General features: G+C 71.1%; 12 protein-coding genes. 2 read left to right on the top strand and 10 right to left on the bottom strand.

Annotated features, from left to right (window positions below):
* Positions 1 to 655 precede the first annotated feature (655 nt).
* Positions 656 to 1,519 carry an alpha/beta hydrolase gene (locus tag AB0G47_RS38075; protein ID WP_360780000.1) on the top strand — a complete coding sequence of 288 codons (864 nt, stop codon included), beginning with the start codon at positions 656 to 658 and terminating at the stop codon, positions 1,517 to 1,519.
* Between the two features lie 106 nt (positions 1,520 to 1,625).
* Here AB0G47_RS38075 and pdxH read toward each other — a convergent pair whose 3' ends face one another.
* On the bottom strand, positions 1,626 to 2,369 hold the full coding sequence (gene pdxH, locus AB0G47_RS38070; protein WP_360779787.1) for a pyridoxamine 5'-phosphate oxidase: 744 nt from the start codon (positions 2,367 to 2,369) through the stop codon (positions 1,626 to 1,628).
* 290 nt (positions 2,370 to 2,659) lie between these two features.
* Between pdxH and AB0G47_RS38065 the strand changes: the two genes are divergently transcribed.
* The gene (locus AB0G47_RS38065) at positions 2,660 to 3,760 is read left to right on the top strand and encodes a citrate synthase 2 (protein ID WP_360779784.1); all 1,101 of its coding nucleotides are present in this window, start codon (positions 2,660 to 2,662) and stop codon (positions 3,758 to 3,760) included.
* Between the two features lie 98 nt (positions 3,761 to 3,858).
* Here the strand turns inward: AB0G47_RS38065 and AB0G47_RS38060 are convergent, their stop codons facing one another.
* From AB0G47_RS38060 to AB0G47_RS38020, 9 genes are all read right to left on the bottom strand, one after another.
* Positions 3,859 to 4,449 carry a TetR/AcrR family transcriptional regulator gene (locus tag AB0G47_RS38060; protein ID WP_360779781.1) on the bottom strand — a complete coding sequence of 197 codons (591 nt, stop codon included), beginning with the start codon at positions 4,447 to 4,449 and terminating at the stop codon, positions 3,859 to 3,861.
* Positions 4,437 to 5,171, bottom strand: coding sequence for an enoyl-CoA hydratase family protein (locus AB0G47_RS38055; protein ID WP_360779779.1), 735 nt, complete (start codon positions 5,169 to 5,171; stop codon positions 4,437 to 4,439). Before AB0G47_RS38055 ends, AB0G47_RS38060 begins: the two co-directional genes overlap by 13 nt.
* A gap of 39 nt (positions 5,172 to 5,210) precedes the next feature.
* The gene (locus tag AB0G47_RS38050) at positions 5,211 to 6,377 is read right to left on the bottom strand and encodes an acyl-CoA dehydrogenase family protein (RefSeq protein ID WP_360779776.1); all 1,167 of its coding nucleotides are present in this window, start codon (positions 6,375 to 6,377) and stop codon (positions 5,211 to 5,213) included.
* Positions 6,374 to 8,275: a biotin carboxylase N-terminal domain-containing protein gene (locus AB0G47_RS38045; RefSeq protein WP_360779773.1), complete on the bottom strand. Its 1,902-nt coding sequence runs from the start codon at positions 8,273 to 8,275 to the stop codon at positions 6,374 to 6,376. The genes AB0G47_RS38050 and AB0G47_RS38045 overlap by 4 nt, the downstream gene beginning before the upstream one ends.
* 10 nt (positions 8,276 to 8,285) lie before the next feature.
* Positions 8,286 to 9,887 carry a carboxyl transferase domain-containing protein gene (locus AB0G47_RS38040; protein WP_360779771.1) on the bottom strand — a complete coding sequence of 534 codons (1,602 nt, stop codon included), beginning with the start codon at positions 9,885 to 9,887 and terminating at the stop codon, positions 8,286 to 8,288.
* Between the two features lie 16 nt (positions 9,888 to 9,903).
* Complete coding sequence (locus tag AB0G47_RS38035) at positions 9,904 to 11,598, bottom strand: acyclic terpene utilization AtuA family protein (protein WP_360779768.1); 1,695 nt, start codon at positions 11,596 to 11,598, stop codon at positions 9,904 to 9,906.
* The gene (locus AB0G47_RS38030) at positions 11,595 to 12,389 is read right to left on the bottom strand and encodes a TIGR03084 family metal-binding protein (RefSeq protein WP_360779766.1); all 795 of its coding nucleotides are present in this window, start codon (positions 12,387 to 12,389) and stop codon (positions 11,595 to 11,597) included. Before AB0G47_RS38030 ends, AB0G47_RS38035 begins: the two co-directional genes overlap by 4 nt.
* Positions 12,390 to 12,503: 114 nt before the next feature.
* A complete protein-coding gene (locus tag AB0G47_RS38025; RefSeq protein WP_360779763.1) occupies positions 12,504 to 13,511 on the bottom strand; it encodes a DMT family transporter in 1,008 nt (335 codons plus the stop codon).
* 139 nt (positions 13,512 to 13,650) lie between these two features.
* On the bottom strand, positions 13,651 to 14,148 hold the full coding sequence (locus AB0G47_RS38020) for a cupin domain-containing protein (RefSeq protein WP_360779760.1): 498 nt from the start codon (positions 14,146 to 14,148) through the stop codon (positions 13,651 to 13,653).
* Positions 14,149 to 14,450 lie beyond the last annotated feature (302 nt).

Below are 14,450 nucleotides of genomic sequence, written 5' to 3'. Positions count from 1 at the left end.
GGCCGCCTTCGCCATCGGCCGTCGTCATCGGCCGTCCACGTCGGCTTTCGGCGGATTCCGTCTCCCGTTGGGGGAAACGTGCGTCAACTACCGGTAAGTATTGGGCAGTTGTGAAGACTCCTGGATCCTCTGGGGTCCAAGATTCAGTGTGCGGAATCGCAGCGGCCGGACGTTTTGCGTGCGAGGCTGTCGCGAGAGGCATATGACCTGAGGGCTCTTGACCGTGTCGGCACCGGGTCTGGCCGTCACGGGCGTGGGAGGGGGCAGAAGGATGTGCCCGTCTGGTGAGCACGAGCGAGGTGGCGTGCGGGGCCGCACGCGGGTCGTGCGCGCACGTCACGGAGATGGCGTGCCCGCACGCCGCGGAGAAGCAGAGGGCCCCGGCGCCCTTGAGCGCCGGGGCCTGTCCTCCCCTGTTCTGACCCGGAGCCCCGAGCTCCCAGGGTCATCCCCTTCGGACCGATTTCCCCGAGCGGCCCGCCTCCCGTTGAAGATCTCCCCTCGGCTGCGGCGGCCAATCCTTGAGTGCGGTCACTCAAACGAGGGGTGTTGCCGGCGATCCGCCCGCTTTCGAAAGGGAGTTCGATAGCGTGCGGGGGTGCGTGACAGAACCAGGCGTTCAGCCCGAGAGGATTCAAGGGGGGTGCCAGGAATCATGGTGCGGCGCATCGACGTGACGGGCGCGGGTGGCGTGCGCCTGGCCGCCTGGGAGTTCGCCGATCCTCCCAAAACCAGGGAGGCCGACGGGCCGCCGGGCGGTGTGCTGTTACTGCACGGCCTGATGGGCCGCGCATCGCACTGGGCGGGCACCGCCCGCTGGCTCTCCGAGCGGCACCGCGCGGTCGCACTCGACCAGCGCGCGCACGGGCAGAGCGAGAAGCCCCCCGAGGGCCCCTTCACCCGCGAGGCCTACGTGGACGACGCCGAGGCCGCGCTCGTCCAGCTCGGCCTCGCCCCCGCCGTTCTCATCGGCCACTCCATGGGAGCGCTCACCGCCTGGCAGCTCGCCGCGCGGCGCCCCGATCTCGTCCGGGCCCTGATCATCTGCGACATGCGGGCGTCCGCCCTGGGTGCCGCGTCGCAGCGCGAATGGGAGGACTGGTTCAAGGCCTGGCCCGTGCCCTTCGCGACCCTCGCCGACGTACGGAAATGGTTCGGCGAGGACGACCCCTGGGTGGAGCGGCCCAACCCCTCCCGCGGCGAGTTCTTCGCCGAGGTGATGACCGAGGGCCCCGACGGCTGGCGCCCCGTCTTCGACCGCGACCAGATGCTGAAGTCCCGCGAGACGTGGGTGCACGACGCCCACTGGGAGGACCTCGCCCAGGTCCAGTGCCCCGCCCTCGTCGTCCGCGGCCTGGACGGCGAGCTGGGCCGCGCCGAGTCCCAGGAAATGGTCCGCGTGCTGCCGCGCGGCGCGTACGCGGAGGTGGCGGACGCCGGCCACCTCGTCCACTACGACCAGCCGGAGGCCTGGCGCGAGGCGATCGAGCCGTTTCTGGACGGGGTCCTTACCGGGTAGTTCGCGCCCCGCAGCTGGGGTGCTGGCTCGGGGGCTCCGCCCCCGTGCCCCCGGTCCTCAAACGCCGGACGGGCTGATTCGCGCGGGCGATCTTGGACGGCCGCTCTCACGGGCTGAGGCGCTCCAGCGTCCAGCCCGCCGCGGAACCCGGATCGGCCTCCGTCCGCACATAGCGCAGCCGGTCGTGCAGCCGGTTCGCCCTGCCCTGCCAGAACTCCACCGTCTGCGGCTCCACGCGGAAGCCGCCCCAGTGCGGGGGCGCGGGGACCTGTTCGCCCTCCGGGTAGCGCGCCGCCAGATCGGTGTACGCGCGGTCGAGTTCCTCGCGGCCCGCGATCACCGAGGACTGGGCGCTGGCCCAGGCGCCGAGCTGGGAGCCGTGCGGGCGGCTGCGGAAGTACGCGACCGTCTCCTCGCGGCCGACGCGCTCCGCCGTGCCCGTGACGATGATCTGGCGGGCCACCGGGTGCCACGGGAAGAGCAGCGCGACGTTCGGGTTGGCGGCGAGCTCGCGGGCCTTGCGGGAGTCGTAGTTGGTGAAGAAGACGAAGCCGTGCCGGTCGTAGCCCTTCATGAGGACCGTGCGGGAGCTGGGGCGGCCGTCGGCGTCCGCCGTCGACACGACCATGGCGTTCGGCTCGTGAAGGACGCCCGCCTCGGCCGCGGCGAGCGCCTGCGCGAACCAGATCGCGAACTGCTCCATCGGCGTTCCGGGCAGCTCCGCCTCCAGGAGCCCGTCGGCGCCGTACTGGGCACGGAGGGCCGCGGGATCGGGCGCGGCCGTCCGGGGAGCGTGTGCGGCGGCTGACGGCGAGGCTGGGGCAGAGGAGGCGGCGGCTCGATCGGTCACGCGGTCATCTTGCCGTATACGAAGGGTCACCCGACGGGCCGACGGTCACCACGTAGAGGTGACGTGTGGCACTGAGTGCCGCTATCCATCGCCAAGGGTGGCACCAAGGGATATCGTTCCGCTGCCGTCTCGGTTGGGTGACCACCAGCCGCACGGGGCATCACCGGGGTGACCGATCCGGACCGCGAGTCGACGGACCACGTAACCGGAGCGGCAGCATCCCCTTCTGACACATGGTCACGAGCTGTCTGTCACCACCATCTGTCGTACACATCACGAGGAGCCGCCTGATGTCCGACTTCGTACCCGGACTTGAGGGAGTCATCGCGTTCGAGACGGAGATCGCCGAACCCGACAAGGAGGGCGGCGCGCTTCGCTATCGCGGCGTCGACATCGAGGATCTGGTCGGTCACGTCTCGTTCGGCAACGTCTGGGGCCTGCTCGTCGACGGCGCCTTCAACCCCGGCCTGCCGCCCGCCGAGCCGTTCCCCATCCCCGTGCACTCCGGCGACATCCGCGTGGACGTCCAGTCGGCCCTCGCGATGCTCGCCCCCGTGTGGGGCCTGAAGCCGCTCCTGGACATCAGCGAGCAGGAAGCCCGCGACGACCTGGCGCGGGCCGCCGTCATGGCGCTCTCGTACGTCGCCCAGTCCGCCCGCGGGCAGGGCCTGCCGATGGTGCCGCAGCGGGAGATCGACAAGGCGGACACGGTCGTCGAGCGCTTCATGAAGCGGTGGCGCGGCGAGCCCGACCCCAAGCACGTCCAGGCCGTCGACGCGTACTGGACGTCGGCCGCCGAGCACGGCATGAACGCGTCCACGTTCACGGCGCGGGTCATCGCGTCGACGGGCGCGGATGTGGCGGCGGCGCTTTCGGGGGCCGTGGGCGCGATGTCCGGGCCCCTGCACGGCGGGGCTCCCTCCCGTGTCCTCGGCATGATCGAGGAGATCGAGCGGACGGGCGACGCGGTCGCGTACGTGAAGCAGGCGCTGGACAAGGGCGAGCGGCTGATGGGCTTCGGGCACCGGGTGTACCGGGCCGAGGACCCGCGGGCGCGGGTCCTTCGCCGTACGGCCCGTGAGCTGGGCGCTCCTCGCTTCGAGGTGGCGGAGGCGCTGGAGAAGGCGGCGCTCGACGAGCTGCACGCCCGCCGCCCGGACCGGGTCCTCGCCACGAACGTCGAGTTCTGGGCCGCGATCGTCCTCGACTTCGCCGAGGTGCCGGCGCACATGTTCACGTCCATGTTCACGTGCGCGCGGACCGCCGGGTGGTCGGCGCACATCCTTGAGCAGAAGCGGACGGGGCGGCTGGTCCGGCCGTCGGCCCGGTACGTGGGCCCTGGTTCGCGGAATCCCCGGGAGATCGAGGGGTACGGGGACATCGCGCGCTGAGGCTGCCGGGCAATCGGGAAGGGGGTCCCCCCTGCTCATTAAGAGCTTGGGGGAGGGCGGGAAAGAATCCGCCGCGAAGCGGCGGTCTTGAGCCCGCCCTAGCCCAGCGCAGCGTCCAGCAGGCGCGCCCACTCCCCCACCACCCGCTCCCTCCGCGCCCCGTCGTCCGTCAGGAGGTTCGCGAGGCCCAGGCCTCGCGCCATGTCCAGGAGCCCCTGGACCGTCTCCCGGACGCCGGGGCGCGACTCGTCCGCGCCAAGGAGCTCCACCGCGATGCGGTGCGTCTCGCGGCCCACCCGGGCCTCCAGCTCCGTGACCCGGGACCCCAGCTGCGGCTCGTTCGACGCCGCCACCCACAGGTGCAGCGCGGCCCGGAACAGCGGCCCCGTGTAGAGGTCCACGAGGGCAGCGACCACGGCCGCCCTGTCCTGCGCCGACACCGACCGCAGAGCCGTCGAGCGCTGCTCGGCCACGTACTCCACCGCCGCCGTGAACAGATCCTCCCGCGTGGGGAAGTGGTGCTGCGCCGCGCCCCGCGAGACCCCGGCCCGTTCGGCGACCACGGACACCGTCGACCCCGCCCAGCCGTGCTCGGCCAGACAGGACACGGCGGCCTCCAGGAGACGCTGCCGCGTCGCCCGGCTGCGGTCCTGCTTCGGCGAGCGGTCCGCCGCGGTCACAACACCCATGGGCGCTCCCGTCGTTCCAGGAACGCCGCCATCCCCTCCCGTGCCTCGGCGGAGCCGAAGAGCCGCGCGGACAGGGCGATGAGGGCGTCCGATTGGTGGTCGAATGCGTCGAGCACCCTAGCCGTGAGCAGCTTCTTCGTCTCGGCCAGGGCCTGCGGCGCCGCTTCCCGCAACCCGTCCAGGAGCGGAGCGAGCTCGGCGTCCACGCCATCGCCCGCCGCCGTCAGCAGACCGATCCGCGCCGCCTCCGCCGCGTCGAACCGCTCCCCCGTGAGGAAGTAGCGCGACGCGGCGCTCGGGTCGAGGCGCGGCAGGAGGGGGATCGAGATCACCGCCGGGGCGACCCCGATCCGTACCTCCGTGAGCGCGAACGACGCCCCCGGGCCCGCGACCCCCAGGTCGCACACCCCGAGCAGGCCGAGCCCACCGGCCCGTACATGCCCGTCCACCCGCGCCACCACCGGCTTCGGCAGCTCCACGATCTGCCGGAGGAGCGCCACGAAGGCGGCCGGGTCCGGTGGCTCCCGCAGGTCGGCGCCCGAGCAGAACGTCGACCCGGTGTGGGTGAGGACGATCCCGCGTACGCCGGGGTCCTTGCCGCAGTCGCCGATGGCCTCCGCGAGCCCGGCCACAAGGCCCGCGGAGAGCGCGTTGCGGTTGGCGGGCGCGTCCAGGGTGAGGGTGACGATGCCGCGCTCCGGGGGCGCGTACACAACACTCATGAGAACTCCGGGAGTTGAGGCTTCAGGGAGGGCTCGGGATCAGTACGACTTCGGAAGCCCCAGCGTCTGGTGCGACACGTAGTTGAGGATCATCTCCCGGCTCACCGGGGCGATCCGCGCCACCCGTGACGCCACGATCAGCGAGGCGAGGCCGAACTCCTTCGTCAGGCCGTTGCCGCCCAGCGTGTGCACCGCCTGGTCGACGGTCTTCACACAGGCGTCGGCGGCCGCCAGCTTCGCCATGTTGGCCGCCTCGCCCGCGCCCATGTCGTCGCCCTCGTCGTAGAGCCGGGCGGCCTTCTGCATCATCAGGCGGGCCAGCTCGATGTCGATGTGGCACTGGGAGAGCGGATGCGCGATCGCCTGGTGGGCGCCGATCGGGCTCTTCCACACGCTGCGTTCCTTGGCGTACTCGACGGCGCGGCCGAGCGCGAAGCGAGCCATGCCGATCGAGAACGCCGCCGTCATGATCCGCTCGGGGTTGAGGCCCGCGAAGAGCTGAAGGAGCCCCGCGTCCTCGTCGCCCACCAGCGCGTCCGCCGGGAGGCGTACGTCGTCGAGGACCAGCTCGAACTGCTTCTCCGGTGCCTGGAGTTCCATCTCGATCTGCCGCCGCTGGAAGCCCTCCGTCTCGCGCGGCACGATGAAGAGGCAGGGCTTGAGACTGCCCGTCTTGGCGTCTTCCGTGCGGCCCACGATGAGCGTCGCGTCGGCGATGTCGACACCGGAGATGAACACCTTGCGGCCGGTGAGCAGCCAGTCGCCGGTCGCTTCGTCCTTGCGCGCGGTCGTCGTGATGCGGTGGGAGTTGGAGCCCGCGTCGGGCTCGGTGATGCCGAACGCCATGGTGCGGCTGCCGTCGGCCAGGCCCGGCAGCCAGGCCCGCTTCTGCTCGTCGGTGCCGAAGCGGGCGATGACGGTTCCGCAGATCGCGGGCGAGACGACCATCATGAGCAGCGGGCAGCCCGCCGCGCCCAACTCCTCCAGGACTATCGAGAGTTCGGCTATGCCGCCGCCTCCTCCGCCGTACTCCTCGGGCAGGTTCACGCCCAGGTAGCCGAGCTTGGCGGCGTCGGCCCACAGTTCGTCGGGGTGGCCTTCCGCCTTGACGACGCCGTTCATGTACGCGCGGCCGTAGCGCTTGCCGAGGGCGGCGACTGCGGCGCGCAGATCCTTGTGCTCTTCGGTTTCGAGGACGGTGCTCATACGGATTGCTCCTCCTGTACGGCGGCAACGGCGGCTTCGACGTCTACGACTGCGTCTACGTCTACGACTGCGAGCAGCGCGCCGACCTCGACCTGGCGGCCGGGCTCGGCGTGCAGGGCGGTGAGCGTGCCGGAGGCGGGGGCGGAGATGCGGTGCTCCATCTTCATGGCCTCCAGCCAGATGAGGGGCTGCCCGGCGGCCACCGTCGCCCCCTCGGCGAGTCCCTCCGCCAGGCGCACGACGGTGCCGGGCATCGGGGCGAGCAGGGAGCCGGGCTCCTGCCGGGCGGTGGGTTCGGGGAGCAGCGGCAGCGGCGTGAGGGCGACCCCGCCGACGTACACCCGGTCGTCGCCGTACCACGTGACCGTGAACTGCCGTCGTACGCCGTGCACTTCGAGTACGACGAGATCGCGGGCCACGGACACGACCCGCACCCCGTCGGCGGTGAACCCGCCCCGCGTGTGCCGGTAACTGACCTCGTGCTCGGTGCCGTCCGGCTCGCTGCGGAAGCGTTTGATCTGGGGCTGCGACGCGAGGTTGCGCCAGCCGCCGAACCGCGAGCGGCCGTGCGCGTCGGCGAGCGCGGCGGCCAGCGGGGCATGGGGGTCGGGTGCGGCGGTGGCGAGTTCGGTGACGTACCGGTCGTAGAAGCCGGTGTCCATGCGGGCCTCGGTGAACTCCGGGTGCCGCAGGGAGCGGACGAGCAACTCCCGGTTGGTGACCGGGCCGTGGACGGTGGCCCGCTCCAGGGCGCCCGCCAGCTTGCGCACGGCCTGGGCACGCGTGGGGGCGTACGCGATGGCCTTGGCCAGCATCGGGTCGTAATGCACACCGATCGTGTCGCCGTCCGCGTACCCGGTGTCGAGGCGCACGCCGGGCACGTCGATGCGGTGCAGGGTGCCGGTCTGCGGGGCCCATGCGGCGGCCGGGTCCTCGGCGTAGAAACGGGCCTCGACGGCGTGGCCGCGCGCGGTCGGCGGCTCGCCCTCCAGCGCATCGCCCTCCGCGACCCGGATCTGCAGCGCGACGAGATCGATCCCGAACACCGCCTCGGTCACGGGATGTTCGACCTGAAGGCGGGTGTTCATCTCCAGGAAGTGCGCCTTGTCGCCCGCTACGAGGAACTCGACCGTGCCCGCCCCGCGATACCCGGTCACGCGCGCCGCCCGCACGGCCTGCTCGTGCAGCGTCTCGACGAGACCGTCCCCGAGGCCGGGCGCCGGGGACTCCTCGATGACCTTCTGGTGCCTGCGCTGCAGGGTGCAGTCGCGGGTGCCGAGCGCCCACACGGTGTCGTACGCGTCGGCCATGATCTGCACCTCGACGTGCCGGCCGCCCTCGACGTACGGCTCGACGAAGACCTCACCGTCCCCGAAGGCGCTCGCGGCCTCCGCGCGGGCGGCCACCAACTCAACTTCCAGGGCGGCCAGTTCACGTACGACGCGCATGCCGCGCCCACCGCCGCCCGCCGCCGCCTTCACCAGCACCGGAAGGTCGGCCTCGGTGACCGAGTCGAGCGACGCGATGCCCATCAGCTCCTTGGCCCGCGTCTTGGACGCCATGGCCTCGATGGACTCGGGGGGCGGCCCGATCCAGACGAGCCCCGCATCCAGCACGGCGCGCGCGAAGTCCGCGTTCTCGGAGAGGAAGCCGTAGCCGGGGTGGACGGCGTCCGCGCCCGCCGTCTGCGCGGCCTTCACGATCAGTTCGCCGCGCAGATAGGTGTCCGCGGGCACCGAGCCCGGCAGGCGTACGGCGGAGTCGGCCTCGCGGACGTGCAGGGCGTCCGCGTCGGCGTCGGAGTACACCGCGACGGTCGCGATGCCGAGGTCGCGGCAGGTACGGAAGACGCGGCAGGCGATCTCGCCGCGGTTGGCGACCAACAGGGAAGTAATCACGGGGAGTTCCTCACATCCGGAAGACGCCGAAGCCGCCACGCGCACCCTCGTAGGGGGCGGTGTGGATCGCGGAAAGGCAGAGGCCGAGGACGGTGCGGGTGTCGCGGGGGTCGATGACCCCGTCGTCGTAGAGCCGCCCCGAGAGGAACATCGGCAGGGACTCCGACTCGATCTGCTGCTCCACCATGGCGCGCAGCGCGGCGTCCGCGTCGTCGTCGTAGGGCTGCCCCTTGGCGGTCGCGGAGGCGCGGGCCACGATCGACAGGACCCCTGCCAGCTGCTGCGGCCCCATGACGGCGGACTTGGCGCTGGGCCAGGCGAAGAGGAAGCGCGGGTCGTAGGCCCGCCCGCACATGCCGTAGTGCCCGGCCCCGTAACTCGCCCCCATGAGGACGGACAGATGCGGGACGCGCGAGTTCGAGACGGCGTTGATCATCATGGCGCCGTGCTTGATGATGCCGCCCTGCTCGTACTCCTTGCCGACCATGTAGCCGGTGGTGTTGTGCAGGAAGAGCAGCGGAATGTCGCGCTGGTTCGCCAACTGGATGAACTGGGCGGCCTTTTGGGACTCCTCGCTGAAAAGAACGCCCTGCGCGTTGGCGAGGATGCCGATGGGATAGCCGTGCAGCTGGGCCCACCCGGTCGTGAGACTGGCCCCGTACAACGGCTTGAACTCATCGAAGTCGGAGCCGTCGACGATGCGGGCGATGACCTCGCGCGGATCGAAGGGCACCTTCAGATCGCCGGGCACGATGCCGAGCAGCTCGTCCTCGTCGTACTTCGGCGGCTCCACGACGGCGACCGGATCGGCGTACGCCTTGCGCCAGTTGAGCCGCTTGACGACCCGCCGGGCCTGCCGCAGCGCGTCCCGCTCGTCCTCGGCGAGATAGTCCGCGAGGCCGGAGGTGCGGGCGTGCATCTCGGCGCCGCCGAGCGACTCGTCGTCGCTCTCCTCGCCGGTGGCCATCTTCACCAGCGGCGGCCCGCCAAGGAAGACCTTGGCCCGCTCCTTGACCATGATCACGTGATCGCTCATGCCCGGTACGTACGCGCCGCCCGCGGTCGAGTTGCCGAACACGACGGCCACGGTGGGGATTCCGGCGGCGGACGACTGGGTGAGGTGCTTGAACATCGCACCCCCCGGGATGAAGATCTCCTTCTGGGACGGCAGATCGGCACCCCCCGACTCGACGAGATGGATCGACGGCAGCCGATTGGCGTGCCCGATCTCATGAGCCCGGAAGGCCTTCTTCAACGTCCACGGATTGCTCGCCCCGCCGCGTACGGTCGGGTCGTTGGCGGTAATCAGGCACTCCACGCCCTCGACGACGCCGATGCCGGTGACCATCGAGGCGCCGACGGGATAGTCGCTCCCCCAGGCGGCCAGTGGGGACAGCTCAAGGAACGGCGTATCGGGGTCGAGAAGCAGCTCGATCCGCTCCCTCGCCAACAACTTGCCGCGCTTGCGGTGCCGTTGGACGTACTTCTCGCCACCGCCCTCCAGGGCCTTGGCCTGTTCACTGCCGAGCTCGTCGAGCTTGGCGAGCATGGCCTCGCGGTGTTCGGCGTACTCGGGGCTCGCGGGGTCGAGCGCGGACGCTAGGACGGTCACAGCAGTACCTCCGGGCTCACAGCAGGGCCTCCGGTATGTCGACGTGGCGGGCGCGCAGCCACTCGCCCAGGCCCTTGGCCTGCGGATCGAAGCGGGCCTGCGAGGCGACTCCCTCGCCGAGGATCCCGGTGACGACGAAGTTCAGCGCGCGCAGATTCGGCAGGACATGGCGTACGACGGTCAAGTCGGCGGTCTCCGGGAGGAGTTCACGGAAGCGCTCCTCGGTCAGTTCGTGGGCGAGCCACCGCCACGCCTCGTCCGTCCGCACCCAGACGCCGACATTCGCGTCACCGCCCTTGTCGCCGCTGCGGGCGCCGGCGACGAGGCCGATGGGGGCGCGGCGGGTGGGGCCTTGCGGCAGGCGTTCGGGCAGCGGTGGTGTGTCGAGCTCTTCGAGTACGCGGGTCTCGGCACCCTGCGGCACGGAGAACCGCTCCCCGTCCGGGAACACCGCCACGTGCCCGACCTCGCCCCGCTCGACGTACGCGGCTTCGAAGACTCCGTAGGGGGCGCCCTTGCCCGGGGGTGCCGTCACGTGGAATCCGGGGTAGCTGCCGAGGGCCAGTTCGATCGCGGCGCCGCTCAGGGTGCGGCCGACGGGCTCCTGCTGCGGGTCCCGCACGACGAGCCGCAGCAGGGCGCTCGCGGTCTCCTCGGTGGGGGCGTCGGCCCTGTCGGTGCGCACCAGATCCCAACGCACCTCCGCGGGCGCGTTTTTGGCGCCCCCGAGCGCGTCCTCGATCTGCGCGCGCACGAGGGCGGCCTTCTCCTCGATGTCGAGCCCGGTGAGGACGAAGACGACTTCGTTGCGGAAGCCGCCGAGCCGGTTCAGGCCGACCTTGAGGGCCGGGGGCGGCGCCTCGCCGCGCACCCCGCCGACGCGGACGCGGTCCGGCCCCTCCTGCGTGAGGGTGACCGTGTCGAGCCGGGCGGTGACGTCGGGTCCGGCGTACCGGGCGCCGGACGTCTCGTACAGGAGCTGCGCGGTGACCGTTCCGACGTCGACGAGGCCTCCGGTGCCGTCGTGCTTGGTGATGACGCTCGACCCGTCCTCGTGGATCTCGGCGAGGGGGAATCCGGGCCGGCGCAGCTGCCCCGGCCTTTGGTTGAAGAAGGCGTAGTTGCCGCCGGTGGCCTGCGTCCCGCACTCGAGGATGTGCCCGGCGACGACGGCTCCCGCGAGCCGGTCGTAGTCGTCCGGCGCCCATCCGAAGTGCGCGGCGGCGGGCCCCGTGACGAGCGCGGCGTCGGTCACGCGCCCCGTGACGACGACATCGGCCCCTGCCCTCAGACACTCGGCGATTCCGGCGCCACCGAGGTAGGCGTTGGCGGTGAGCGCGCCGGGGAAGCGGCCGCCGAGATCATCCCCTTCGACGTACGCGACGTCCGTCTCGACCCCGATCCGACCGGCCAACTCCCTTACGGCATCGGCGAGTCCGGCCGGATTGAGCCCACCGGCATTGGCGACGATCCGGACGCCCCGCTCCTTGGCGAGCCCCAGGCACTCCTCCAGCTGCCGCAGGAAGGTCTTCGCGTACCCCCGCGACGGGTCCTTGAGCCGGTCGCGCCCGAGGATCAGCATGGTCAGCTCGGCGAGATAGTCGCCGGTGAGGACGTCGAGCGGGCCGCCGGTGAGCATCTCGCGCATGGCGTCGAAGCGGTCGCCGTAGAACCCTGAGGCGTTTCCGACGCGCAGGACGCGGCGGCTCACGGGGTGGCTCCCGTCGCCGGGCGTCCCGGTCCGGCGGGCCCCGCGAAGGCCTGCGCGACATCGAGCCACCGCTCGGCGTCGGGGCCTTCGGCGCGTACGGAGAGATCGTCCCGATGGGCGCGCTGGGTGACGAGCAGACAGAAGTCGAGAGCGGGCCCGGTGACGCGCTGCTCGGCACCCTCAGGCCCCTGAACCCACAACTCACCGGAGGGAAGAACGAGTTCAACCCGGAAGGCCTCACCGGGCGCACTCAGCCCATGCACGCCGAAGGAGAAGTCACGGGCCCGCACCCCGATATGGGCCACATGCCGCAGCCGGTCGGTGGGGGTCCGCCGGACGCCGAGCGCGTCGGCGACATCCTGCCCATGGGCCCAGGTCTCCATCAGCCGCGCGGTCGCCATGGAGGTGGCGGACATGGGCGGCCCGTACCAGGGAAAGCGGGTGCCGCGAGGGGCGGCGCGCAGGGCCGCCAGGAGCTCCGCACGCCCCGCCCGCCACCGCGCGAGCAGCTCGGCGGGCGGCAGAGCGGCCCCTTCCTCGGCCCCGTCGTCGACGAACGAGCCGGGAGCGGCAAGGGCTTCCTCGACGAACTTCCCGAAGGCATCAGGATCAGTCACTGCCACGAGCGCGGCCCGGTCGGTCCAGGCGAGATGGGCGATCTGATGGGCGACGGTCCAGCCGGCGGCGGGCGTGGCGAGCGCCCACCGCTCATCCCCCAACCCCTCTACCAGCTGGTCGAGTTCCTCACTCTCACTGCGCAGATCGTCGAGTACGGGCACAGCTTCGGACACGGGGCGCTCCCCTCGGGGCACGAATGGGGTCTCCCCTGCTCGAACGAAGTTGAGAGCTTGGGGAAGTGCCCCGGAGCATGGCAGCGCCAGGAGAAACAAGCAAGCGTGCTTGCATTACTTTCCGGACGACTCCGGGAGGGGTTCGGCGACGGCGCTCATGGCGGGCTCGGGGGCGGGCTCGGGGACAGGTCCCGTCTCCGGGACACCCCCGGCGACGACACCCCCGCCACGGGCCGACCTGCGCCCGACCTGGGTGCGGACGGCGCCCATGCTGGCGGCGATGACCAGCGAGATCGCGAGGGCCTCGTGCACGGAGAGGGCCTGGTTCAGGACGAGGAATCCGGCGACGGCGGCGATGGCCGGTTCCAGACTCATCATGATCGCGAAGGTGGAGGCGGGAAGCCGCCGCAGGGCGAGCAGTTCCAGGGTGTAGGGCAGCACGGAAGACATCACGGCAACGGCAGCACCAAGCCCGAGCACTTCCGGCTGAATGAGCTTGTCCCCCGACTCAACAAACCCAAGCGGCATGAAGAGCACGGCGGCGACGACCATGGCGAGGGCGAGCCCGTCGGCCTGCGGAAAGCGCCGCCCGGTACGCGCGCTGAAGACGATGTACGTGGCCCACATGGCACCGGCGCCAAGCGCGTACGCAACACCAACGGGGTCAAGCGAACTGAAGCCACCCCCGCCCCCCAACAAGAAAACCCCACACAACGCGAGCCCGGCCCAAACCACATTCACCGCGCGCCGGGAGGCGAAGACGGACAGGGCGAGCGGTCCGAGCACTTCAAGGGTGACGGCGGGCCCCATGGGAATCCGGGCAACGGACTGATAGAAGAGCCCATTCATCCCGGCCATGGCCACACCGAAGGCGACGACGGTCCCCCAGTCGGCACGCGAGTGCCCGCGCAGCCGGGGCCGGCAGACGATCATCAGCACCAGAGCGGCAAAGGCGAGCCGCAGGGTCACGATGCCGAGGGCTCCCGCCTTGGGCATCACGCTCACGGCGATGGCGCCGCCGAACTGGACGGAGACGCCGCCCGCGAGCACAAGACCGACGGGCCCGAGGGCACCCCACCGACCGCCGGTTGCCGCCTCCTGACCACTCCTCGACGCGTCCACAGCCAACCCTTCCACTTCTCCAGCCTCGGCCAGTCCACTCACCTGGACTGCCTCGTCCAAGGTAGTAGACCACGTCAGGATTGTGGAGCGGTTTCACTGCTGTACGCAAACCACGTCCACATTCCGAGGCGAGGTGCGCTCACGAGGCGGCGAGGGCGTCTCGCCAGACGGGGCTGTCGACGTAGTGGTTGTCGTAGCGCTCGGAGGACTCAGCGATCTTCTTCGGGTCGGTCTCGCCGCGCATGACGCTGCCGAGCAGGCGCAGGTAGTCGAAGCGGGCCATGCCGGGCGTGAAGACGAACAGGACGTCCGCGGTGCAGCCCGGGGCGGCGGCGAAGGCGTGCGGGGTGTGCGGCGGCACGGCGAGGAAGTCACCGGCGTTCAGGACGGTGATCTCCTCGCCCACGAGAACCTGGAGGGAGCCACTGATCACGAAGAACAGCTCCGTGGCCTTGGTGTGGAGGTGCGCGGGAGCACCGACGGCACCTTCGGCGAACGTTGAGCGATACGCGGTGAACCCGCCCTCCGGCCCGTCCGCCTCGGCAAGGAGGGTCATCACGCTGCTCGGATCGGCGGAGGTCTCGGCGTCCGATGCGCGGGTGAGGAGGGCGGAGAAGTCGGTGTTCTTGCTGCTCATGGCGGTGTCCTCTTCGGCTCGGCAGCGGCGTTCGCTGCGTTGTGATCACCACTCTATGAAGCGGAAAGACCTCCGGAGGAGTGCAATTGGGCACGAGAAATCCCGGTCAATTTCTGTGGACCTGTGGCTTTGATTGGCACCGGGGCCGCCCGGTTGTCCCGAGGTTGGCGGTTCCGGGCCGGGCGTAAAGGGCGCTCCGCTGCGCTGCGCGTCGGCTGCGCCGATTCCGCTTCGCTTCACCCTTGACACCCACCCCTCCACCGCGAGAAGGAAGACGACCGGGCGGCCACGAAGCGGGGCTC

This window comes from Streptomyces sp. NPDC021622 (genome assembly GCF_040640795.1).
Lineage (GTDB): Bacteria > Actinomycetota > Actinomycetes > Streptomycetales > Streptomycetaceae > Streptomyces.
The sequence above is the reverse complement of the archived record's forward strand: the minus strand, read 5'-3'. Positions and strand labels throughout refer to the sequence as shown.